The sequence below is a fragment of the Pseudarthrobacter sp. CC12 genome, from assembly GCF_039907755.1.
In the GTDB taxonomy this organism is placed as follows: Bacteria; Actinomycetota; Actinomycetes; order Actinomycetales; family Micrococcaceae; genus Arthrobacter; species Arthrobacter niigatensis.
Genome location: NZ_JARDJH010000032.1, coordinates 35,340 through 58,198, shown reverse-complemented (window position 1 = coordinate 58,198; position 22,859 = coordinate 35,340). Strand labels below are relative to the sequence as shown.

General features: G+C 63.0%; 17 protein-coding genes and 3 pseudogenes. 12 read left to right on the top strand and 8 right to left on the bottom strand.

Annotation, left to right across the window (positions count from 1 at the left end; all coding sequences use genetic code 11):
- Nucleotides 1–79: 79 nt before the first annotated feature.
- Nucleotides 80–535, bottom strand: a pseudogene (locus PV772_RS18325) (CPBP family intramembrane glutamate endopeptidase); the annotation flags it as partial.
- 169 nt (nucleotides 536–704) lie between these two features.
- Here PV772_RS18325 and PV772_RS18320 point away from each other — a divergent pair.
- Nucleotides 705–1,340: a hypothetical protein gene (locus PV772_RS18320; RefSeq protein ID WP_347887091.1), complete on the top strand. Its 636-nt coding sequence runs from the start codon at nucleotides 705–707 to the stop codon at nucleotides 1,338–1,340.
- Between the two features lie 221 nt (nucleotides 1,341–1,561).
- Here the strand turns inward: PV772_RS18320 and PV772_RS18315 are convergent.
- Both PV772_RS18315 and PV772_RS18310 read right to left on the bottom strand, forming a co-directional pair.
- A pseudogene (locus PV772_RS18315) lies at nucleotides 1,562–1,789 on the bottom strand (hypothetical protein); the annotation flags it as partial.
- 340 nt (nucleotides 1,790–2,129) lie between these two features.
- Nucleotides 2,130–2,354 (bottom strand): DUF3188 domain-containing protein, encoded by a 225-nt coding sequence (locus PV772_RS18310; RefSeq protein ID WP_347887090.1) that lies wholly within the window; start codon nucleotides 2,352–2,354, stop codon nucleotides 2,130–2,132.
- Nucleotides 2,355–3,142: 788 nt separating this feature from the next.
- Between PV772_RS18310 and lepB the strand changes: the two genes are divergently transcribed.
- The 3 genes and pseudogenes from lepB to PV772_RS18295 all read left to right on the top strand — a co-directional run bounded on the left by lepB (nucleotide 3,143) and on the right by PV772_RS18295 (nucleotide 5,111).
- On the top strand, nucleotides 3,143–3,787 hold the full coding sequence (lepB, locus tag PV772_RS18305) for a signal peptidase I (protein ID WP_347887089.1): 645 nt from the start codon (nucleotides 3,143–3,145) through the stop codon (nucleotides 3,785–3,787).
- A gap of 218 nt (nucleotides 3,788–4,005) precedes the next feature.
- Nucleotides 4,006–4,137: pseudogene (locus PV772_RS18300) on the top strand (c-type cytochrome biogenesis protein CcsB); the annotation flags it as partial.
- Between the two features lie 71 nt (nucleotides 4,138–4,208).
- On the top strand, nucleotides 4,209–5,111 hold the full coding sequence (locus tag PV772_RS18295) for a cytochrome c oxidase assembly protein (protein WP_347887088.1): 903 nt from the start codon (nucleotides 4,209–4,211) through the stop codon (nucleotides 5,109–5,111).
- Between the two features lie 524 nt (nucleotides 5,112–5,635).
- Here PV772_RS18295 and PV772_RS18290 read toward each other — a convergent pair.
- Nucleotides 5,636–6,370: a ZIP family metal transporter gene (locus tag PV772_RS18290; protein WP_347887087.1), complete on the bottom strand. Its 735-nt coding sequence runs from the start codon at nucleotides 6,368–6,370 to the stop codon at nucleotides 5,636–5,638.
- A gap of 656 nt (nucleotides 6,371–7,026) precedes the next feature.
- The gene (locus tag PV772_RS18285; protein ID WP_347887086.1) at nucleotides 7,027–7,353 is read right to left on the bottom strand and encodes a hypothetical protein; all 327 of its coding nucleotides are present in this window, start codon (nucleotides 7,351–7,353) and stop codon (nucleotides 7,027–7,029) included.
- A 644-nt stretch (nucleotides 7,354–7,997) separates the two neighbouring features.
- Between PV772_RS18285 and PV772_RS18280 the strand changes: the two genes are divergently transcribed.
- The 3 genes from PV772_RS18280 to PV772_RS18270 all read left to right on the top strand — a co-directional run bounded on the left by PV772_RS18280 (nucleotide 7,998) and on the right by PV772_RS18270 (nucleotide 9,907).
- A complete protein-coding gene (locus PV772_RS18280; RefSeq protein WP_347887085.1) occupies nucleotides 7,998–8,324 on the top strand; it encodes a metalloregulator ArsR/SmtB family transcription factor in 327 nt (108 codons plus the stop codon).
- A complete protein-coding gene (locus PV772_RS18275) occupies nucleotides 8,321–9,148 on the top strand; it encodes a cation transporter (protein ID WP_347887084.1) in 828 nt (275 codons plus the stop codon). The genes PV772_RS18280 and PV772_RS18275 overlap by 4 nt, the downstream gene beginning before the upstream one ends.
- Nucleotides 9,149–9,211: 63 nt before the next feature.
- Entirely contained in the window at nucleotides 9,212–9,907 is a 696-nt protein-coding gene (locus PV772_RS18270; RefSeq protein WP_347887083.1) for a metal-dependent transcriptional regulator, read from the top strand.
- A gap of 25 nt (nucleotides 9,908–9,932) precedes the next feature.
- Here PV772_RS18270 and PV772_RS18265 read toward each other — a convergent pair whose 3' ends face one another.
- The 3 genes from PV772_RS18265 to PV772_RS18255 form a co-directional block, all read right to left on the bottom strand.
- Nucleotides 9,933–11,183 (bottom strand): Nramp family divalent metal transporter, encoded by a 1,251-nt coding sequence (locus PV772_RS18265; protein ID WP_347887082.1) that lies wholly within the window; start codon nucleotides 11,181–11,183, stop codon nucleotides 9,933–9,935.
- A gap of 231 nt (nucleotides 11,184–11,414) precedes the next feature.
- Nucleotides 11,415–12,149, bottom strand: coding sequence for a YcnI family protein (locus PV772_RS18260; RefSeq protein ID WP_347887081.1), 735 nt, complete (start codon nucleotides 12,147–12,149; stop codon nucleotides 11,415–11,417).
- An 864-nt stretch (nucleotides 12,150–13,013) separates the two neighbouring features.
- A complete protein-coding gene (locus PV772_RS18255) occupies nucleotides 13,014–14,930 on the bottom strand; it encodes a cytochrome c oxidase assembly protein (RefSeq protein WP_347887080.1) in 1,917 nt (638 codons plus the stop codon).
- A 577-nt stretch (nucleotides 14,931–15,507) separates the two neighbouring features.
- Here PV772_RS18255 and PV772_RS18250 point away from each other — a divergent pair.
- From PV772_RS18250 to PV772_RS18230, 5 genes are all read left to right on the top strand, one after another.
- Nucleotides 15,508–16,707: a sensor histidine kinase gene (locus PV772_RS18250; RefSeq protein WP_347887079.1), complete on the top strand. Its 1,200-nt coding sequence runs from the start codon at nucleotides 15,508–15,510 to the stop codon at nucleotides 16,705–16,707.
- Between the two features lie 900 nt (nucleotides 16,708–17,607).
- The gene (locus PV772_RS18245; protein ID WP_347887078.1) at nucleotides 17,608–19,548 is read left to right on the top strand and encodes a hypothetical protein; all 1,941 of its coding nucleotides are present in this window, start codon (nucleotides 17,608–17,610) and stop codon (nucleotides 19,546–19,548) included.
- Between the two features lie 748 nt (nucleotides 19,549–20,296).
- A complete protein-coding gene (locus PV772_RS18240) occupies nucleotides 20,297–20,596 on the top strand; it encodes a DUF4193 domain-containing protein (protein WP_347887077.1) in 300 nt (99 codons plus the stop codon).
- Nucleotides 20,568–20,987 carry a hypothetical protein gene (locus tag PV772_RS18235; protein ID WP_347887076.1) on the top strand — a complete coding sequence of 140 codons (420 nt, stop codon included), beginning with the start codon at nucleotides 20,568–20,570 and terminating at the stop codon, nucleotides 20,985–20,987. The genes PV772_RS18240 and PV772_RS18235 overlap by 29 nt, the downstream gene beginning before the upstream one ends.
- Nucleotides 20,988–21,895: 908 nt before the next feature.
- Entirely contained in the window at nucleotides 21,896–22,831 is a 936-nt protein-coding gene (locus PV772_RS18230) for a DUF2971 domain-containing protein (protein ID WP_237429515.1), read from the top strand.
- Nucleotides 22,832–22,859: the final 28 nt, after the last annotated feature.

Genomic DNA, 22,859 nt, shown 5'->3' with positions numbered 1-22,859 from the left:
CACCATCGGGCAGTTTTACTGGCCGTCAGTGGGCACTTTCGTGGCCGCCTATGGGCAGTTTTTCATGGCCGCTAACACACCAGTACGGGTCCAGCGCGCTGGGAATAATCGCAGTCGTGATGCCCAGCGCGCGCCCTGCCGCATAGAGCCCCAGGGAGGGGACACCGATCAGGACGGCCAGCCCAAATCCCTGAATCAGGTCCCTTCCCGGGCGGGCGAAATTGAAGCCAAGCTTTTCGAACGCCGAACCACTGCGGTGACCGGTGACGGTAGGTGATGGGCGCTGGTCAGTCAGGAAGTAGATCACGAGCAGGACGGGCATCAGCGCGAAGAAGATTTCCAGCAACTGATACGTCAGGTCGAAGTATTCGCGTGTGCTCTGCGACCGGTTGAGCGTGGAAGTGCCCTGGGCCAGCGGCGCGCTGGTCAGCTTGTCCAGAAGCTGCACCACAGAGTACACAGCCGACTGTCCCAACGACAGCGCCAGAACAATCAAGACTTCGATCCGCAGACGACGGCGGGAAGGTACCAGCATGGTCCTATCTTGCCTGCAGTTGCCGGGCGCTATTTGTGTTGTGCACGAAGACGCCACCCGAAGCGCGCCGGAGACGCGGACCCGCTGTGCTCACCGCAGGGGCCCGCACCACCCGGTACTCAATCAGGTGTGGTCCATCGTGTCCCTCAACAGCCGGGATAATGAGGCCATGTCCAAGACACCCGCCCAGCGCATCAAGAAACACGGCAGCAAAGCATCTTTTCCGCAGCACCAGCTGCCGCCTGTGATTACCCCTACCGCGGGCAACCCATCGAAGAAAACGCAAAACAACGGCAACGTGATCCTGATCGCCGGGGTGGCAGCCAGCCTGTTCCTCTTCTGGTACCTGCACCTGCTCACGCTGAATCAAATGACGCAGCTCTCCGGCGGCCTGGCGATGCCGGATTCCCTGATGGGCGGCTTCTCGGTGGACTACGTCGGCGACCTGCGGGCGAGAATGAACGAGGACGCCCTCGGGCAGCTCAGCTATATCCACAAGACTGCCGGCACCCTGTTTCCCATAATTTTCGGTTTCAGCTGGCTGCTCTTGATCGGCACAAACGTGGCCAACAGGGTCCTGCGCGGGCTGCTCGGGGCACTGCTCCTGCTCTTCATCATCATTCGTTTATCGGCCAACGTCGCGGTCGATACCGCCTTGGCTGCCCAGAGCCTGGAACCCGGCACCGTGGTTCTCGCCTCCGCCCTCACCGTTGCCGGCTGGGTGCTGCTCCTGCTGAGCGTGACTGCAGGCGGGGCTGCTGTGGTTCTGCGGCGATGGGCCCGCCGGCAGGGGCGACGGCCCTGACCCAGGATCCCCAGCCAGAACTCCCGGGAAGGACTCGTTTGAGCAGGCTGCCTAAAACTCAAGATCAGTGTCAGAGTGTGGAACACCAAGGAACGCTAGGCCTGTTTTTCAGGAGCAGTCTTTCCGGGGAGAGGCCCTGGATCCCCTGACTCTTCAGGATGAAGGACATCGTTCCCTTCATCAGTGAGGGGTGCATCCGTGTTCCCGGGCCTTTCGGCTGCTTGCGCCCGGTACCGGACGCGGCGTATGCGTCGGGTCATGGAAACCATGAGCGCGACAACTGCGACGACCATGAAGGCTGTCATGACGAACCCGAGAAGTCCGGGGGTCACCTGATCTGCGCTCAACCCCGGTCGTAATCCATTCTGGCCGGGGCCCGGTGCCGGGCTCGGAGTCACCGTCAGGTACGTGAGTCCACGCTCAGCAGACGTCAGCAGCAAGTAATTCATTTATCCCTAACCTGGTAGGTGCATTTTGCAGACAACCTGCACCTAAGCCCACCTGAATTTTGAGGTGGGGAGAACGTTCGGCACTAAGAGCTTTGCTTTCGTGCCAGCGCGTGGCCAGGGCCAGCGGTTCCGCCGGCTGAACAGCCTCCGCGTACTCCCTTCCGGACGGGTGTCTCCACTATCGTCCACAGGTTCGCTCTCTAACTGAGATCATTTGCGGGTCACCGGCCGCATGGCGCGGCCACCGCTTCTGACGGCCGAGAATATCCCCCGTCCGCTCGGACTTTCATGAGCCACCGCCACGGGCGGGAGGGGCTGAGGGCTGGCTGCCCACTTTTAGTCACTTTGGGATGCTTTTGCGCACCTTATGACCGCGGACCACTACACCGAGACTGTGGAGGACCAGTCCCAGGCCAATCAGGGGCAGGGAAGCCAAGGCTGCCCACTCCTGCCGGGCTGTGGAACCGATAACAGTGAACACGATGCCGACCGCGATGATGCCCATGGCACTAAAGACCAGGACCTTATAGGACTTCGGCGCGGTGGCCCAAAACTCATTCAGCACGACCACAAGCATAGGGCAAGCACTGCAAGGCGAAGAGAGAAACACCCGTGATCGGGGCCGGGGCCTGCAACCTGGTGGCCGGGCACTCGTTTGAGCTCCTGCGGCCACTCTTCTTTTGTCACCGTAGCGCCCTTGGGCTTGCCGGACTCGGCTGGACCCAGGATTCCTGCTCTAATCGCCCTGAAGCCGTGGCGGGAACCTCTATCGCGTCCAGGGCGTTCCTTTTACTGGAGGAGTCGTTAGTTGGAGGTCTTCTGGCGAAGAAGGACCCTTGAACGATTTACAGCAATCGCTTGAGCGATACACGGCAACCTCGGCAGGGCAGGATGCTTCAATCCGGAAAGGTTTTGCGATCGGCGGGATAGAAGCAGCTGGGAGGGGCCGGGATCCGGATGTCGACCATATGCTGGCCACCCATGTGCATTGCGGCAAGCCGATGCGCTTAATAACGGCCGAAGAGATGCCGTTATCGCCAAGAACTGAACCGCAGAACACCGCACAGGAACTGCTCCGAAGTGTTATGACGTACCAGTGTGCCTGTGGTTTCTCCTTTGACCGGCCCCTTTAGCCAGGCCGTGGGCACCGGTGGCCGGCGGCCGCTTTCCCTTCAAGACCGGCTACTGAAGAAGGGACGAAGAATGCCAGGGAAACAGGAAAGAGCGCACGGGCCAGATCGACGCAGCGCTAAAAACACGCCGCGGACCCGTCAGGGATTAAGGGCAGCAAAAGCTGCGTCCGGCAAATCCGGCCCTCACCGGGCCACGGCAGCCTGGATCAGGGAGATTGGATTGGTGGTGCTGGCCGCCGTCGTCCTGTCCTTTCTGATTAAAACCTTCTTCTTCCGCGCATTCTTCATCCCCTCCCTTTCAATGGCGGACACACTGAAGGTCGATGACAGGATTATCGTCAACCTTCTCATCCCGGAACCGTTTGGCTTAGCGCGCGGAGACGTCATCGTGTTCCGCGATACCAAGAACTGGCTCCCGGAGACCTCTCCTGGCCCGGACCGCGGCCTTGGCGGCGTCGTTGAGGACACCCTCGGCTTCGTGGGACTCCTTCCCGAGAAATCGGGCAACTATCTGGTGAAACGCGCCATCGGCCTCCCCGGTGACCGGGTGACGTGTTGCACGGCAGCCGGACAAATCACCGTCAATGGTGAAGCGTTGAATGAGACCTACCTGAATGCCGCGGAGCCGGCCTGGGTTCAGCCCTTCGATGTCGTGGTCCCGCCCGGAAAACTCTGGGTGATGGGTGATAACCGCAACTACTCAGCCGACTCACGCGCGCACAGGGGCGCAGACGGTGGATTTGTTAACCTGTCCGATGTGGAGGGCAAGGCCAGCGTGATCGCGTGGCCGCCGAACAGGACCGGGCCCGTGGACAACTACCCGGGCGTATTCACCGGCGTCCCGGCCCCACGCACCGCTGATTGACCCGCATCCGTCCCGGGCACTGGGACAACCGCCCGCGTCCTGACCGTCAACGCTGCCCGGCCGGCACCGGGTCACCGCACTCCATCCACCCGTCCACTCCATGCGCCCTACCGCCTGGCTGCACCACTACAATCGCCACAGGCCCCACACCGCAATCGGAGGCCACCCGCCCATCTGCCGCTTAACCAACCTGCCTGGGCAGTACATCCAGGCCGGCTTACATCCTCGCCCGGGCCGCACGTGGCGGGCGCGGCAACCGCTCGGCCTGGCTGTGCATCATCGGATTCGCCGCCGTAGTGTTCAACTTCACGGTCGTCAACGTGTACTTCCCCGGCCTGCACTCCTACTCCAGACGCACCTGTCCCCGGCACCGCGGCGGCCAAATAACGATGTATCATCGCTTCGATGAAGGGAACCTGCCATGCCACCGATTGACCAGTGGGTCGCCTTCGAACCCCTCGCGGGCTCGCCAATCGCCGTCGCCGCCCTGCTGCTCGCGGCGCTATACCTGAGGGGGGCGATCTGGATGTGGCGGCATCGCCGTCGCTGGGCAATCGCCCGCACGGCATCGTTCTTGACCGGATGCGTCCTGATCTTTGCCGTCACGACGTTCGGCGTGAACGGCCTGGCCGAGGAGTTCGTCTCGGGCCTGGTGTTCCAACAGATCACCCTGTTGACCGTCGTCCCGCCGCTTCTCATCGCCGGCTCGCCGGGGCGTCTTCTCCTGCGCAGTACGCCGCACACCGGCCTCGGACGACTCGTGCTCCGCGCCGCGCACGCGGGACTCCGAGCACGATTCTGGCGCGCCGCACTACACCCCGTGGTCGCCATCGTCGCCGCGATCCTGCTGTACCCGGCTCTCTATCTCATAGACGTCATCAGCATCATCATGCGCATCCCCTTCGGCCACGACGCCCTGTTGTTCATGATCCTCGTCCTCGGCGTCATCTCGGCGATACCGCTATGGTCGTCCGACCCCTTGCCACGTGTCCCATCCTTCGCTGTGCGGTTCGTCGACATCGTCGTCGAGCTCCAAATCCATGCCGTCTTCGGCCTGATCCTGCTCCGAACCGGGACACCGCTTTTCAGCGCATACGCCAACCCCACCGGCGACCATGATCCGATCCTCGATCAGGCGATCGCCGGGACCCTGGTATGGACCTATGCAGAACTGCCGCTATTCGTGGTACTCATCGTCTGCCTTTCCCGCTGGCGCACCCGGGAGATGCGCACCTCGAAGCAACGACAACGCGTCGAGGATGCAGAGCTCGACACATACAACGAATACCTCGCAAGTATGGCCCAGGGGCGCCTTGAGAGGTAGTGGGATCCTCGTGTGTCGCGGCAAGCGCATCAGTCCACGCTTGCCCATCTACTCGGAGGCCCCGGCACTCCCGACGTTAGTGTGAACCGATGAAAAGTCATCAGCCACATCGAACGAGGGTGCAACAACCGTTGCCGCGACAATTGCTGAAGGGTCCTGCAGCCCACCCCCGCTGCGCGGAAAATATACGACGACGATGCCGCCCTTTGGGATTTCCTCGCCGACCGTCCGCGAGCCACCCAGGCGAGCGGGTTCGTTGGCCAGGGGTGTGACGATGGCCAGTCCTTCGGTGGTGTTGTGGGATCGCGAAACCCGCCCCTGGGCTGGGAACACATCAACCTCACCGGCGACTACACCTGGCCCCGCGCCAACCAGATCAAACCCGACAAATACAGGCCACTACGCCGCCCGCAAAACCTTAGCGTCGGATGTTTCACTTTTTCACAAGCCACCTTCACTAAAGCCTAATATTTGCCGGGCGCCCTACCGAAGTGCACTTGCCGAATATGCGCGGATCCCAGGAGCTAGAGGCCGGCCATGACATAGATGGTAAGGAATCCGAGGAAGAACATCGCACCCAGGAACGCGGTTTCGGTGTGTTCATGGGCCTCAGTCAGCAATTCCTCCACCACCAGGTACAGGAGTGCGGCCGCCCCGACAGCCAGGACGAAGGCGAGGACCTGATGACTAGCCCCGCCGAGTGCGGCCGCCCCGCCGAGTGCCCCGACACCGGTGAGCAGGCCCAGGGCGGTGGTTATGGCCACCGCCCGAGTCCGTGACAGACCGTTCCGGATCAGGGTGATGGTGACGGACAGCCCTATGAAGAGGATCTCGATGGTCAGGGCAATCGTCAGGATCAGGCCCTGCTGTGCCCCCAGCGCCGCTCCGAGTCCCACGAGGAGGCCGTCCAGAAGCAGGTCGATTCCCACGGCGACGAGAAAGCCCACAGGGAGCCCGGTTCCTGATGATTCCTGCTTCCGCTCCAATGCCCGGCCGAGCGCGCCAAGTGCCAGCATGATCGCGGTACCGACGACGAAGCCGGTGATCGCCCAGGGCAGGCTTCCTTCGTTCCGCAGGTCCGGGAGCACCTCGCCTGCCAGTGCGGCCATTACGACCCCGGCCGCGAAATGCTGCACAGCGCTGGTGGCCTTCGGTCCCGGCGGACGCAGGACGGCGATGATCGAGCCCAGAATGGCCGCCGCAACGGGAAAGGCCACGAATACCGCGGCCTGGGCAACGGCTGATGGCCCTGTCATCATGTCAGCTCCTGAAGCTTCGGACCCGGGGCCCTTCGGGCCCCAGGGTGTGATGGAGCGGTACCTTTACGGTATTCCTCCGCGGCACGCCGACCGCGACGCAAGGGCGACAACGCCCGGTCGAGTCGTCCGGCTGGCCTGGCACCACTCTAGACAACGCAGCAGCTGCCCGGAATGGAGAGCCACATGAGGACCGCAGAGACAGCCGCCGCCAGCTTCGCTTTGCAGCAGCGGGGGAACGCTTCTGGACGTCACGGGAACAACATCACGCTTCAAGGCGAAGCCGTCCAATTGGGCGCGGACGCAACCGGCAGACCGGAAATGCCGCGTCATCGGAGCACGTTTGCCACCCGCCCCGACGTGGGATCTCGCGAATAAGGGCCCCTCGACGAGCAGGGCCGCCCCGCGAATCCTGGGCCTACACCAGAAGGTGCGCCAATCCCGAACCTTGCCCAGGAACACGGGCTGGCTTCCGGAGTTTGCGGATACCCTGTGCGGGGCGGCTGCGACCGCGTTGCCTTGCAGGGCGGGGTCGCAAGTGCCGCCATGCAGCCGGTCAGGAAGTAATTAGAGGATAAAACTCGCCGGAATCGCACCGCCAAGTGGACGTCGTAGAGCTGTAGACCACCTCGGATTTTCCCCGTGGGCCCGGGGGTCCTTTAGTCACCAGGCTCTCTGGAGGTGTTTCTGTGCTGGGCTGGTTCATCTGACTCTGAGAAGCCGGCATCAGACTCAGCCGGTCCCTCTCCGCGGCCCTCACTGACCTGCGCCCGGTAGCGGACACGGCGGATCCGGCGGGTCATCGAAACCATGAGAGCCACGACAGCTATCACCATAAATGCCGTCATGACGAATCCGAGAAGGCCTGGCGTTACCTGGTCGGCGCTAAGACCCGGCCGAAGTCCGTTCTCACCCGGACTTGGCGAGGGGGTTGCAGTGAAAAAAGCCAGCCCTTGAGTAAAGGCAGCAGCCGACAAGAACTTCATCTATTCCTCACATTATCTGCACACCTGCGTAGCACAGGTTACGGGGCAAAGGCTCGTCCGGATACGTCTGTTCGAACGCGTGGTTTCCGTTGTTCAAGACGATGCCTGCCGGGGACGAGTGCCCACCAGTAGTGAGCGACAGCGGCAGAAGAAAGTGCAGAGTTCCGGTCTCCCGGACCCCGTTATCAACCGGACAAGCCTACCAAGGGACTTTCGAAAAACGGCAAGACAGCTATCCGGCCCGGGCATGGGTGAATACCAGCGTGCGGGAAACCTGGCAAGGCAGGCCGTCTCCAAGCCAAGGCAGGGATCCTCCGCGGTACTGCCGGATGGTTGTTACTTGATCAGCCTGCGAACCTGGTGCCCGCGGATGACGACTCCTGCCGCATGCAGTACCAGGCCCGCTCCCATTACCGGCAGTGAGGCGAAAGCAGCCCCTGGTTCTGGGTCGTGGTCCCCAGGATGCTAAGCACGATGCCGGCAGCAATAAGCCCCATCGCACCAAACACCAAGGCCTTATAGAACTTCAAGTCAACATTCCAAAACTCATTCAGCACGGAAGTCTTCTATCTGCGTGCGTCTCAAAGCCCTTCGGCCTGCCCGCCACAGTTTGTCTGGGTACATTCACGGCTGTACTTTGAGGTATGGAAACGCTCACTCCGGCGCCCGCGCTGGCACGGTTCGGTTATGCGGCCTCGGACCCGACACGGGCCCGGGTCCTCCTGACCCTGTCAGAAGCGCCGTCCTACCCGTCAGATCTTGCCGAGGCTCTGGGTGTGTCACGGCAGAGCATGTCCAACCACCTGACATGCCTGCGAGGATGCGGGCTCGTCGTCGCCGTCCCGGACGGGCGCAGGACCCGGTATGAACTCGCCGATCCCCGGCTGGGCCATGCGATCAGGGACCTGCTCGGCGTTGTCCTGGCGGTGGATCCGTCCTGCTGCGCCCCTGACGGGGCGTGCTTCGCGTGACGGCCGTGCCTCAGGCGCCAAGCACGCTGCGGCGGGCGGTCCTGTTGCGGCGGATCCGGCTCTTCGCCGCCGCGACCATCACCTATAACCTCGTCGAGGCCGTGGTGGCGCTCTGGGCCGGTGGGGTGGCTGACTCCTCGGCACTGATCGGCTTCGGCCTGGATTCGGTGATCGAGGTGGCCTCAGCGCTGGCGTTGTCGTGGCAGTTCTCTGCCAAAGAGCCGGAACAGCGCGAACACCGGACCCTGCGGATCATCGCCATCTCCTTCTTCGCCCTCGCCGCGTTTGTCACCGCGGACGCCCTCCGGTCCCTCACCGGTGCGGGGGAGGCACAACACTCAACGCCCGGCCTCATCATCGCGGCAGTGAGCCTGGCCATCATGCCGGTGCTGTCTTGGGCGCAGCGCCGCGCTGGCCGGGAACTCGGATCCCGCACCGCCGTCGCGGATTCCAAGCAGACCCTGCTGTGCAGTTACCTGTCGGCGGTGCTGCTGGTCGGCCTTGTCCTGAACATCACCCTGGGCTGGTGGTGGGCCGACGCTGGAGCCGCCCTGGTCATTGCCGGCATCGCGGTCCGCGAGGGCATCAACGCCTGGCGCGGCGATGTCTGCTGCACCGTCCCCGGCCTGGACACGCACGACAGCGACGAGTGCTGCGCCCCGGAAAACAAAGACATTACGAATGAAACCGGTCCTCACCGTGTGCTCACGGCCGCTTCCACAGAAGAAGCCAGGAACGGCGGAGCGTGCTGCGCAGGCTGCGGATCGGACCCGAACCGGGCGCCGGTGGCGGTTACCCTCGGGCCGGGACCGGGGCGCCGATGATCGGACCGCTTCGCTGGCAGGTGCAGGAATGAGCTGGTACGACCACGCCCACGGTCAGGGACGGTGAGCAGCCAACTCCGGGTCGCCGACTTGACCGCCGCCGCGCAGGACTATCTGAAGCTCATTTACACCGTGGGGGAGTGGTCCGATGCCCCGGTGACCATCGGGGTTTTGGCCGGCCGGCTCGGTGTCAGCATGTCCACGGCCTCTGAAGGCATCGGAAAGCTCGCGCGTCAGGGCCTTGTCTCCCATGCCAAGTACGGCAGCGTCGAACTGACAGGACCTGGCCTGGAGTGCGCACTGATGATGGTCCGCCGGCACCGGATCCTGGAAACCTACCTGGTCCGTGCCCTCGGCTACAGCTGGGACGAAGTCCACCCGGGAGCGGAAGCGCTGGAGCATGCCGTCTCGGAGGACCTGATCGACAGGATGGATGCTCAACTGGGGCACCCGGGGGCGGACCCCCACGGCGACCCGATCCCCACCGCGGACGGGCAGGTCACCCGCCCGGACGCCATCCCTCTCAAACTCGCACCACCGGGCGGGAAACTCGTTCTGCGCCGCGTCGCGGATGCTGATCCGGCCCTGCTGCGTTACCTTTCCGGACTGGGGCTCGTTCCGGGCACGGAGCTCACGGTCGCTGACCCGAAACCATTCGCGGCCGGGACAGCGGTCCGGGTCGTTGGATCCGGCGAGGACATTATCCTTGGCGATGCGGCACTTGAGGCCTTATGGGCAGGACCGGCAGGGCGGGACTGAACCAGGGGATGGGACTGCTTCTGCCTTAGGACTGACCGGTGAGCGTGAGGGTAATCAGCACGATGTTCAGGCCCACGATCAGGGTGGCGCTTGTCCAGCCGGCGATCTTCAAGGGTTTAGAGTCCGTGTGGATGCCCATGATTTCCCGCTTGCCGGTCAGGCGGATCAGCGGGATCAGGGCGAAGGGGATACCGAAGCTGAGCAGCACCTGGCTCAGCACCAAGGCGAGGGTTGGCTCGATCCCGGCGCCCAGGATGATCAGGGCCGGGATCAGGGTGATGACCCGGCGGGTGAGCAACGGAATGCGGACCTTCAACAGCCCACCCATGATGGTGGCGCCGGCGTAGCAGCCCACCGAGGTCGATGCCAGGCCTGAGGCCAGCAGCCCGATAGCGAAAATAACGCCGATGGCCGGGCCCAGGGCGGCTGTGACGGCAGCGTGGGCGCCGGCGATCGTGTCGGTTCCTTCAATGCCGCGGAGACTGGACGCAGCCAGCAGCAGCATCGAAATGTTCACCACACCCGCCAGCAGCAGGGCGCCGAGGACGTCGAAACGTGTTGCGCGGATCAGCCGGGTCCGGATGGCTGGGTCCTCGGCGAACCCGTGCCGGTCCCTGGCCAGGGCAGAGTGCAGGTAGATCGCGTGCGGCATGACGGTGGCGCCGAGCATGCTGGCCGCGAGCAGAACGGTGTCGGTGCCCTCAAAACGAGGCAGCAGGCCGCCCAGTGCGCTTCCGCCGTCGGGCGGGTTGACGAACAAGCCGGTCATGAACCCGACCGCGATGACTCCCAGCAGCACCAATATCGCGTACTCAAAGGACCGCTGGCCCCGGTGTGACTGCAGGGCAAGGAGCAGCATGGACGCGACACCGATGATGAAGCCGCCGGCCAGCAGTGGCAGCCCGAACAGCAGGTTCAAGGCCACGGCGCCGCCGATGACCTCGGCCATGTCGGTGGCGCCGGCGACAATCTCCGCCTGGGTCCAGTACAGGCGTCGCCGTTTGGTGCCCAGCCGCTTGCCGAGGATCTCGGGAAGGCTCATGCCCGTGGCCAGGCCCAGCTTGGCCGACTGGTACTGGACCAGGACTGCCATGGCGTTGGCCACGACCAGGACCCACACCAAGAGATACCCATAGTTGGCTCCCGCGGTGAGGTTGGCTGCGACATTTCCGGGATCGACGTACGCGATCGCGGCGACAAAAGCGGGGCCAAGCAGCAGGAGCCGGGACCACACCTTACGCGGTGCCGTCCGGAGTTCAAGAGTGGGTGCAGCCATCGGGTCAGTCCTCATCATCGGGGCATTCTGATACGAGGATAACCGAAAGTTAGGCATACCGAAAAGTAGCTTTTAGGGCCGCCGACCTATGCTGGCTTTGGGGGGAAATGAGGCCAGCCCGCCGTTTATTCTGAAGCCCCACTGCCGGTGCATGATGACCTCTTGGTCGGGCCGGGAAGCCTGACAAGGTCGTCGACGGTCAGGCTTCCCGGGACCATTGTGCCGTGAGGATCAGCTCTTTTTGGTCCTACCGGCGCGGAAGAACGCAGCAACTCCTGCGGCGAGCCCGACCAGACCTGCTGCCAAGGCCGCCCAAATCGGCCCTGCAGCGGGCGCATCGGTGTTCACCGCGGCAACCGGCACGGTGGCTTGATTTGCCGCGGTGGGGCTGCCGTGGCCGTCTTCTCCTTGCTCAGCGGCAGTGGTCACAAAGGATGGGGCAGGGTCTTGGGGTTCGGCCTGGCCGTCGACGACAGGGTCGTCCCAGTTCCGGACACTGCCGTCCGAGTAAGACTGGGCAACGGGCAGTGTGACCATGGTCCCGGACTTCGGAAGCCTACCCACGTATACCGAGAACATTTGATACTGATCGGCCGTCAGCTCACTTGCTGTGTCGCTGGCGGTCCAGGTCACGGAGAGCGGCGCTTCGGTGATTGTGGCACCGTCCACGGTCACAGGCTGAGGCAGCTGTCCTCTGACAACTTCGGCGCTCCAACCCGGGACAGGCTTTACCCGGACCGAGGTGAACGGAGTAGCAGTGGGCAGATCGACCCTGATTTTGGTGGTGGCGGCGGTCTTGGACTCGCCGGGGACCCTGAAGATCACCTCTGTGGAGCCACCCTCGGCGGGGGCGACCGGAGTGACCGAAACGTGGGCGGAGGCCGCACCTATGCCAAGGGTCATGAGGGTTGCCGTGGCCGCCCCAACGGCAGATGCCTTGGAGGGGAAAGGGAATTTGTTTTTCATGGGATGTCCTATGCTGGGGCCGCTCAGGACTGGAGTGATAGTAGGCGGCGCAATGAGGGATTGAAGGGGGCAGCGCTCCCTTATGCCTATGCACGCAGGATGGCAGGCAAATGGGAGCGCTGTGCGCCGGTGGCCCGCGGATGCCTCCGGGGCGGCGATTCCACCATACTGAGGGTCCGGTCTTGGAACTGGACGCAACACAGGACTGTCCATTGCCAAAAACATTGACTGGTTGGAGGGCATGCGTCAGAGGTCGAAACCAGCCAACGAGCCGACGGAGTGCCGCTTCGGCCTTGTGAAACAAGGCTGCAACCAGGATTGCAGCCAGAGCGTGGGCCAACGACATGGCCAGTCCAGGGGCTGTGTGCGTAAGAGCGGAATCCTGGGTCTGGGCCAGGCATGCACCGATCCCATTGGCGTGATGGTGGCTGGCCGGCAGCGGCGCCCCGCATTCGGTTTCAGCGGAAAGAAGGCTGAACGCCTGATGGAGCACTACCTGCCCGATTCCAACGACGGCGGCAATTCTTTCCATGGACAGATGGCGGCCCAGGACCAGCGTCACGGCCGTCAAAACCAGCGCGATCAATGGCACCGAAGTCGCCGCAACAGGGAGAGTCCCCCCACCGAGGACATGGGCACCGGCCGCGGACAGCCAAACTATCCCGGTAACCAGAAGAGGCAACACGAGACGCGGTATGCGTGGGATCATCTTGTCCTCCAGTTCTTGTCCGTGCGGTCCGGTTCCTTATCGAAACTGCCAGTGACCACCGCCGAATACACGAGCGGGGTCCCCCCTGATCCCCTGCGGCTTGGGAGAGCGTCGCAGCAGTCTGGGGGCAGCCCATTTTCGGACGGGGGGAGTGGTTAGCTTGCCATATCCATATGCAGGTCCCGGCCGGGGCCGTTAGCGCGGCGGGCATCTGCGGCCCGTGGACCTCGGTGATGGTGCTTGATGGCCATAACTGCAGTGACGGCGAGCCAGAGGGCTGCAGTGGACCACATCACGGGGCCGCCTATTTCCGCGGCTGCGGCCGGTAACGGACCCCAGGGTCTGCCAACGGCTGTGTACCAGGGCAGTTCCATCGCCGGTGCCTGCTCCGTGATTTTCCAGCCGCCGAATGCGTAGAGCGCGGCGGTTCCTGTCAGGACCAGCAGCCGCTGGCGGGCGAGGCCGGAATCCTGGGTGCCGGTGAGGGCGGCGGTGGCCAGGCAGCCGCTCAGGAGGGCGAGCAGGCTCATGGCGCTGTACCCCACCTGCCCTGTGGCTGCCCAGTCGAGGAGCGGGGTGTAGTAGATGGTGATGAGGGATGCGGCGAGGATGAAGATGGCCAGGACGGGGTCTTTGTTCAGCACTGCCAGTCCGGGCTGGACGGTGTGTTCCACGAATTCATTGATACCGGTGCTGCCGTCCGTTCTGGCCCTGACGGTTCGCCGGACCAGCGTTAGGGGAGCGGCGGGGACCAGCAGCAGCGGCACCACGGCCGTGAGCATCATCTGGGTCAGCACGTGGGCGTTGAAGAGGTAGCCCTGGTAGACGTGCACGCCGCCGTTCGTGACGACGAACAGGACCGCTACCCCGGCCAGCCACAGCACCGTGCGGTACAGGGGCCAGGACCGGCCGTCCGCGCGGAGCCGCCGGACGCCGGCCAGATACGCGAAAACCGCGAAGCCGCAGACCAGGCTCCACAGCGGATCCGGGGCCCAGCCGGAGATGTACTCCAGGAGGCCTGGCTCGGGCAGTACGGTGGCCGATTCCCCCGCGTTTGCGTTGGCATTCCCGGTCAGGCCGGCGCTCGTGCTTTGTGGCGGTTCCGTCCGTGCCAGGGCGGCGGCCATCCCGGAAGCGGCACCCATGACTCCGAGTTCGGCCACGGCCAAAGCGGCGAACAGCCTGCCACCCCGGCGCGGGTTCTTTTCCATTCGGTTGATCGACCAATGCCGGTGGACCGCCCCGAACACCCCAAGAATGACCAGTATCCCCAGCTTGGCGAGGACGATCACGCCGTACGGGCTGAGCAGGGCCTCCACCGTGGTGATTCGAGCCAGGGCGCCGAGGGACCCGGTGACGGTGAGGGCGATGAAGCAGATCAACGCGAGGCTCGAGTAGCGCCGGACCGTCACACCCAGCTGGTCCGGCGTCAGAACTTTGCGGAGCACCACCAGCACCATCAGGCCGCCCACCCAGACCGCCGCGGTGGCCGCGTGCAGAAAGATAGCGGTGGTGCTGTCGGCGTGGTCGGTGCCGCCGGAGGCATGGGATTTCATGACCAGCGGCAGCAGGCCGGCAAACGCGGTAGCGGTGGTGGCGGCGAGAAGGCGGGTGCTCCGCAGCCGGAAACATGCCACGGCCACGGCGCCGGCTATCAGGGTGGCCAGGGCCCCGGCGCGCCCGGCATCGATCTTGGTCAAGTAAGTCAGGAAAGCCTCGCTAAGACCCGTCGAAGGGGCGGTGTTGGCAATAAACAGGAAACTGGCGTAGGTGTGTACCGCGGCCCCGCCGGACCAGGCGGACGCCGACCAGCCGGCGAACCGAAGCGCCCGCTCATGGGCGGCCCCGTGGCGTGGGAGTGCAAAAGCCGCCAGCACAAGGGCCCCGATGGTTCCCGCACTGGCAAGGTTGAACACCAGCTTCGCGGTGGCCAGGCCCCAGGTCACGGCCGGGCCTGCCCTGTCCAGCAAGCCCGGATTTGCACCGCCCCCGTACGTGTAAGCCCAGGTGAGTGACAGCATCCCGGCCGTCAGCAGCACGAGCCACGCCGCTACCTGTGTTCTCAGCGACATCGCGCCCCTTCCGCCCTCACTGTTGGCCCAACCCCGTTGGCATTGGGGAGCTGGCTCTGCCGTGCAAGCTTGGCGTGTGATGCTTGGAAAATTCTTGGCATCGCCACGGCCCTCAAATGCCTCCAGGGCCCTCCGTCACCCATCATGGTTGAGGGCACCATCTATGGCTTCGCGATCGCAAACACGTCGCGGGAATGTTGCTTCTGCCAAGGCCTTGACGGGATTTCAACGCTCAGATTCTGGTCAACGCGACTTGGACTAGGTACCAGCGGAAAGGACCGAGTCGAAGAATCGAGTACCTGGGACTGTTGCTTGCGTGATTACCCGACGTTTCAATAGGACCATGATCCATGGGACAGCTTGAAGGCGTTATGTAATTACCTTGGGACTGGCGAAAAACACAGGCCATGCACAGACCGCCAACAGGGGCGGTGACGCTGCCGAACATCGGGAAGTTTCGGCAGCTGTAGCACGTTTCCTCACTGCCGGTTTCGCTGTCCTGGCCCTGGTGGCCGCCCCCGTTGTCTTCTGGATCTGGGTACAGGCGGAAAGGCACGCCCTGGCAAACGCCAGGGACATGACCCAGCGCCTGGCCGACAACGTGGTTGGTCCGTTGATAACAGACGAGCTCCTCGCCCGCGAACCCGCCGCGCTGGAACTGCTCGACCAGAGGCTGGCACCGTGGCTGGCTGAGAGCGGCGTAACGAGGATCAAGGTGTGGGACGAACACGGCCGAGTGGTCTATTCGGACGCCAAGGCCCTCATCGGGCAGGAGTTCGAGCAGGAGGAATGGGCCCGCGAACTCCTTAAGGGCGGCCCGGCGACGGCAACCCTTGAATCACAGACAGCCGAAGAAAATAAGTTCGAGGCGGACGCCGGCGAACTCGTGGAGGTCTATGCACGCTCCGCTTCCCAAAGCGGTGCACCCATGATTTTCGAAACATACTCTTCCGGTCAGAGAGTCCGCCGAGAACAACAAGCAGTCCTGATGGCAGTGATTCCGCCGATGTTGCTGTCATTGGCTGGCCTTCAGCTGACCCAACTGGTACCGGCAGTTCGCCTGGCACGAAGAATCCAAATCCATCAGGCGGCTCGCAACGCCATGTTGCGGTGTGCGATCGAGGCCTCAGATCAGGAACGACGTCAGATCGCCAGTGAACTCCACGACGAGGTGATCCAGGACTTGTCCGGACTGGCGTACGCCCTGGAATCGGAGGAGCGCCGCGGCCCGCGTGACCTGCAACCAGTCTTCACGAATGCACGTAGCATGCTCCAGGACAACATCCGCACGCTCCGGGCCATGACCAGCGAACTCTATCCTCCTGACCTTGAGGAGTTGGGGTTGAAAGCTTCCCTCGTGCGATTGGAGGCGCCACTTATAGAGCGGGGCATGCAACTTACAGTTGAGATCCCGGACAAACTCGTGCTCGGCAGGGACCTGGCCCTCCTCCTCTATCGTGCAGCGCGCGAAGCCCTCGTCAATGTTGCCAAACATTCCGCAGCCCAATCGGTCCGGATTCGGGTCCGGCAAATCGGTCGGCGCACCCAAATCACAATTTCCGATGACGGCGTGGGCTTCAACCCGGCAGAGCCCCCTATGGAGGGGCATCTTGGTCTAAGGATCGTGAGAGACACTATCCAGCAGGCCGGTGGCACCTTTGAAGTGCGCTCCGCGCCGGGGGCCGGAACATCTGTCACCGTCACGCTGGGAGTAATTGCACAGCCCCCCGCTTCGCTGGCACCCCTCCAGCCGGACTCCGTCAAACCGGTGCGCTAACCGACATGTTGACGGACTCCTCATGTTTCCCGGCAACTGGACATAACTTCCGCCGAGTGCCGCCACTCTGACCCGGCTCACCTTCACCACTATTTAGCGCCTTGCCCGGGTCGTCATCACCGAAGCCGTCTTCGCCGCCCTGGCCCGTCACGGGCTCAGCACTGCCATTTCCACCCTCGGCAGGCATCCGCTGCCGGTGCTGATTATCAATCTTTCCAGAGCGTTGTGGCTCGGCGTACTGCTGGCTCGGTACGCCGCGGACCGGACGCCGGAGGGCTGATTTAGATCCGACTGGCTCGGAGGAACCCGGTTCGCGAGCCTCTACCAGCTACAGCAACGATTTTTCGGTCTGCGTCCACGGTGGCGGTTCTTCGCGCGTGCCAATGTCCGTCACCGTCAGCGGACGACGAGATGCATAGCCAGGTCCAGCAAAGCAAGGGACCCGCCTCCACCTCATTTAACAGCGAATTGGGACGCCCGTTGGGTTTTTCCAAGGTCGGAGAGCAACAGTGGGGACGTTCTGATCCTGGCGGTGCGACTGACAACCTCACTGAACTCGGAACCGGCCGCGCCCGGCGTTGTAGGACGTTACGACGCCGGGCCCGGTCACGACTTTCATCTCTTTATGGCTGCGGAAGCGGCTGTGCAGGGAGCACGTCCTACTGCCTCCAGCGGCGTCGGGTAACGACATTCTGGGGACGCAGGTCACGCCTGTGGGGAAGGTGCGACGCGCATGGCCTTAACGACAAGAAGTGGCGTCTTCGCAAGGTTTTTCCAACCGGGACTCAAAGTGTTTTGCAAGAACCTCCCCGTACACATATAGGGCCACCCCACCCCTTTTGGAGGAGCAAAATGAAACCCAACCCACCACAGGCGCCAACAGCGCGCTTGAGGTCCCGATTGAGTACGCGTAAGGCTGTTGCTGCCGTGGCCGCCATCCTACTCACTGGGACTGGAGCAGGAGCTTCCCTGGCCGCCACACAGGTGACCGTGAAGAACCCGGGAAAGCTAATTGCCGTTGGCCCCGTCAACACCGAACACGGTTTTCCGGCCTGGTACGAGGACAGCACCAAAACCCGCGTTGAGCTGTGCCTTGACGCCCTGAACCCTTTGTGTGGATTCCTGCCCGGCGATGTCCCGGACGAAACTGCCCCCATCTCATTCCCGGACAACTTCCCGGAGGAGGCCTTTTACATGCTGGCCGGCTCGGGACTGGATCTGCCCGGCGGAGGACGAGCAGTCCTGGTTCTCGGTCTGGAAGCTGCATTCGCCAACGCGGTCACGGATGGTGACCAGGTAGTGTTCGGCCGCCAGCGCATCGTTGTCAAGGGCGGCCCGGCAAACACGACGCTGGAGTTCAAGCACCCGTATGGCACCATCACCATCGACACCGACGGGTCCGGCGACGGGAAACTCGTCGAAGACATCTCGCCGGCAATCGGTAACTTCAGCACCGCTTTGAAGAGCAATATTGGACCCTTCTTGAAGTGGGATCCTACGGTCGCCCCGGCAGCACCGGAAGGATACCTCGGTGACCCCAACCAGGAACATGCGGTCACGGGTAGCCCCATGAACTACAACAAGTTCTCTGTCACCGGTGGGGGCCTGAACCTGGAAACCGACCAATTCGGCCTCCAGGGCAAGATTTCCACCAACCGCGGAGTCAGCGCCGACGGCGCCATCCACAACGGCGACATGGTAGATGTCTTCGTCAGCAGCGGCCCCGAGGCTCAGCTCCAGGTAGACGGATTGGGATCGACGTTCGAGACAACGCCCATGGTTAGCGATCCGGGATCCGGCCGGTACTATGCCCGGATCAAGTTCAACGGCTCTGCACCGGAGAGCATCAAGATCACCAACATCGGTGACAAGCCCGCCAGCAGCAGCACCGTCAAGGTGGCCAAGCCCAGCACCATCTCCGTTACCAAGGCATCATTTGACGGAACCGCCCTTACGGTCGCCGCAGTATCAAGTGAAACGGGTGCGTTGACTGTCACTGATATCGGCACTCTCGACAACGCAACTCCCGGAACCCAAACCGAGAAATCGTGGCCGATCAAGGCCCCACCTGCAACTGTCACCGTGAAGACTGCCACCGGCGGTTCGGCTTCCCTGCCGGTCACCATCAGCGGCGGCGGCGTCACCCCTGTGGGCCTGGACCCCATCACCGCACAACCGGATCCGGGTCCTGTGACGGACACCGGCGGCGGGACAGGCACGGTCACCCCGGCACCTGTAGACCCGAACGCGCCTGCAACCGCAACAGCCACCGCCGCTTCGCCGTCATTGAACCGTGGCGGCACCGTGCAGCTGGACGGCAGCGCATCCACCGGCGCCGTCAGCTACAAGTGGCGCCAGGTAAGCGGCCCTGCAGTTACCCTGTCGAGCGACACCGCGGCAAAGCCGGTGGCTTCCATTCCTTTCTACGCCAAGAGCACGGACACGGCCCCGCTGAATGAGAAGGGAGATGGCTCGGTAAAGATCGAGCTGATTGTGACCGATAAAAACGGTGCAAAGAGCGCCCCGGCCACCGTTGACGTGGCCATCCAGGCCGACACCGTGACAGTTGACGCCGGTTCCCGCCACCGGATTGGAAAGGACATGAGGATCACGGGTACGTCAACACTGGGTGGCAGCACGGCACTCCTGATCCCGGCCACGACCGTTGTCATCTACGACACCACCCCCGGCAGGGGAGTTACCAAGCTCGGTACCGCACAGGTTGACACCTTGGGAGCCTGGTCGCTGCAGGCCAAGCCGGGCCCGAGCCGGCAGGTCACCAGCGTGATGGTCCAGACCAGCCGTGGCGGGACCGCGACGGGAGCAGTTACCACGCGCTAACCGAGAGCAACAACAGTTCAGGGTTCTGTCCGCTGGCGCGGGCAGAACCCTGAACTATGACCGTGGAGGGGGTGGAGAACAGGGAAAGGCCACTAAGCAGTCCGATTGCAGCAGCGGAAGCAGCAGCGTCGGCCTGCTTGCGCAGGACCTCAAAACCGGTCAAGGACCAGGTTAACCAGCGACCGGGATGGCGTAACCTCTTGTGACTGTCCGTAGCGGCCCGGTACCGCCGGCGCCAGGTCGCAAATACCGGCGAAGGACGCTGGCGCAGCTTTCCAAATCAGCCTTTCAGATTGACGCCGCACATCATTTCCCGGAGATTGCCTGCCCAGCGACGGACCCGAGCAACGAGGTTGCCGAGTCACGGCACGACTGTTTTTCCAATTGGCGAAGCTCCGGTCAAATAGCGGTTGACCGAAGCTCCGGTCCATTATGCGTCCTCGAAGCTTGGGATTGGCCGGGAACTTAGCCGAAGAGAGCCCGGACCAACATGGAGGGGTTAGTGGCTGTTCCCGCGTCAAGCGAACTTTTGAAAGAGACTCTAAAGAGCCGACAACAGTAATTCCGTTAAACGTGCCTTTCTCGGCCGAGTCGCCCGGCTACGACGTGCGGCGGTCGTTGGCATAGGCGTGTCCTTTCCGATGAGTAGGGGAGGGGGAGGAACAGCGCCGCTTTTTGGGGAATTCTTCCCATGTCCTGTACGTTGCAGGACCGGTAACCCACCCCTACAGAAATGAGATGCACCGCCGTGGCAACCGATTACGACGAACTGCGCTCCGACGTTAAGGAGTCCCAGGAAAACTCGTTGGAGGCCCTGAAGTCCGCCAAAGCACCGGATGCCAAGTCAGTGGTTCTGGAGCTCGACGAGGCTGACACCCTCGACGGCCTCACCCCGGGCGGCGAGTTCATTGCCGAAGAGCTCGTTGTCCAGGTCATTCCGCAGGCTGAGGATGAGTTCACCTGCAACTCGTGCTTCCTGGTCCGCCACCGTTCGCAGAAGGCGCGCGAGAAGGACGGCCATGCCTACTGTGTCGAATGTGAGGGCTGAGCCCCACTACTGGCCGGCTGTCCCGGAGCAGGTCTGGGACAGCATCCGCGAAGAATTTACCCTGCCAACCGCGGCAGACATGGAGACCCACTTCCGGTCTCTCGGCGAGCCCGAAGGGATGCGCCGGACCGTCCGGGTGTTTATCGGCGAGGGAACCTTCTGCCCGGGTTTCCAGCTCAAAGTCGGGGTTCTCCACGAACCCGTACTGCGGCTCTTTGACCACGCCGTGGCGCTGAAGGTCCCGCACAACGTGTTCGCCGCGTGGTTGGTCAGCCCGCTGTCAGCCAGGGCGTGCTCCAGACCCCTGGACATGCTGGACAGCATGACGCTGCTCCAAGGCTCCCTCGCTGCTTTCGCAGACAGGTACCGTCCGGTCGAAAAACGACGCTGACGCCATGATGGCTTTTCTCTTTGGCCACGCGTGCATGATTCGAGGTCTTCAGCTGGCTTTGGGTTCTGATCATCAGCTGCGCCACGTGAGGCTCGACTCTCTTGGAGCGGAAAGGGAATAGGGAAGCCTTCCAGCACCTTGTTGCTTATGGGGCCGCTGACCGTTGGCTGCCTCATTCGAAAGGACCCCCTTGCCCACAGCTTTCATTCCCTTCACCATGCGCGCGTCAGCCCGTAATGACCACCGCGGCACCTTCCGCACTGACATTGAACGACTGAGCGCCGGACACCAGCACTGGGCGCCCCTTGACGTGCTCAGGTCCACAAATACCCAGGCTGTTTTCCGCGGTGCTGTCCCGAAGGGGGCACATACAGCGACTGATGCGAGCCTTGCACGCTTCCTCCAGGACCGTCTCGCCACTGTTGACATCCATCTGGACCTCAGCGTCACGATCGAGCGATAGCCGCCCCAAAGCCCCGGACCACGGTCCGGGGCTTGTCTTGTGCCCGCTAAAGTCACGAGTCCGGTCAGGCCAAAGGAACCGCTGCTGCTGACAGGGCTCTTAAATGTCGCGGGGCAACTCATCCCCGGGGATTCGTCCCGGGAGGGTACGCCTGCCCTCAAAAGGAATCCTCGGAAGGTTAAGGCCCAGGAATCACGGCAGGAAAAAGGCCCTTCTGAAGGCAATCCCCCGCCAGTTTCAAAGAGCCGATAATGGATATTATGTCAAGTTGTCAGTTTGACAGGACAAAGTTGCCGTCAAGTCAACATTATCAAATTCGCTTTCAATAGGCCAGCATCAGCAGGGGGCCCTCAGCCCCTACCACTCGCTTGCCCCTCACCGTCGAGAGTCCCCCTGCCGGCGGCCGCATATGACACCGCTCTCCAGTTACCGGAAACTGAATATGATGAGCTACCTGACCACCAATCCCTACGCCCAGGAATTCAACACCGCCAGCGGAATGAAGACCAGGGTGAATAGGGCGGCATGGCCCGCCGACAGGCCTCCCATGACGGTCCAGTCCGGTACCGCATGGCACTACACGTCCCTCAGCGCCGTGGAGAGCATTGTCCGGAGTCAAGAGTTGTGGGCGACGAATTGGCGGGCGACCAATGACAGTACGGAGTTTCGTCATGGAATGGGCTTCCTGAAGGAGGCCTGGGACGCTTTGCAGCGGGACGGTGGACTGGATGAGCGGACGCTGGCACTGCTGACGGAGGCGGGCCCTGTTGAGGCGTACGTGGACTATTTCGATGACGTCCATATTCTGTGCGCTGCGCGTGAGAAGGACAGCCCGTATCAGTGGAACTCTTATGCCAGCGGATCAGAGGGTGTGGCGCTGGAGTTGGATTTGAGGGTGCCGCTGGTCACTGACGTGGATGATCTGCCACGTCGACGGGACGCTGAGTTGTTCGGCTTTCAGTGGTTGAAGGTTGTCTACTCGGATCGGCAAAAGCGCTTGGCTGCTGCCCGCTTCGCGCGGGAGATGGATGCACATATCCGGCAGGGCCGAGACATCACGGTGCAGGCACTCGTGGCCCTGAACGTTGTCACGGCGCTCAATTTCAAGCACGAGGGGTTCCGTCATGAGCGGGAGACGCGCTCAGTGGCGTTATGTGTTGGTGTGGAACTCAAGAACATGCCGCAACTGGTAGAGAAAACGATTGTGCCGTGGAAGGGGATGCCTGGCGTCGCGGGGATTAAACGGCGACCATTACCCATCTTGGAGGTAATGCTTGGGCCGCGCACGCCCCCCGAAGCAGCGGAGCGCGTGGAGGACGTGTTTGCCTCTGCAGACCTCCCTGCGGTACGTGTCACGAGGAGTAGCCTGCCGTTCCGGTAGCAGGCCCTGCATGCTGAGGGGGCCACTG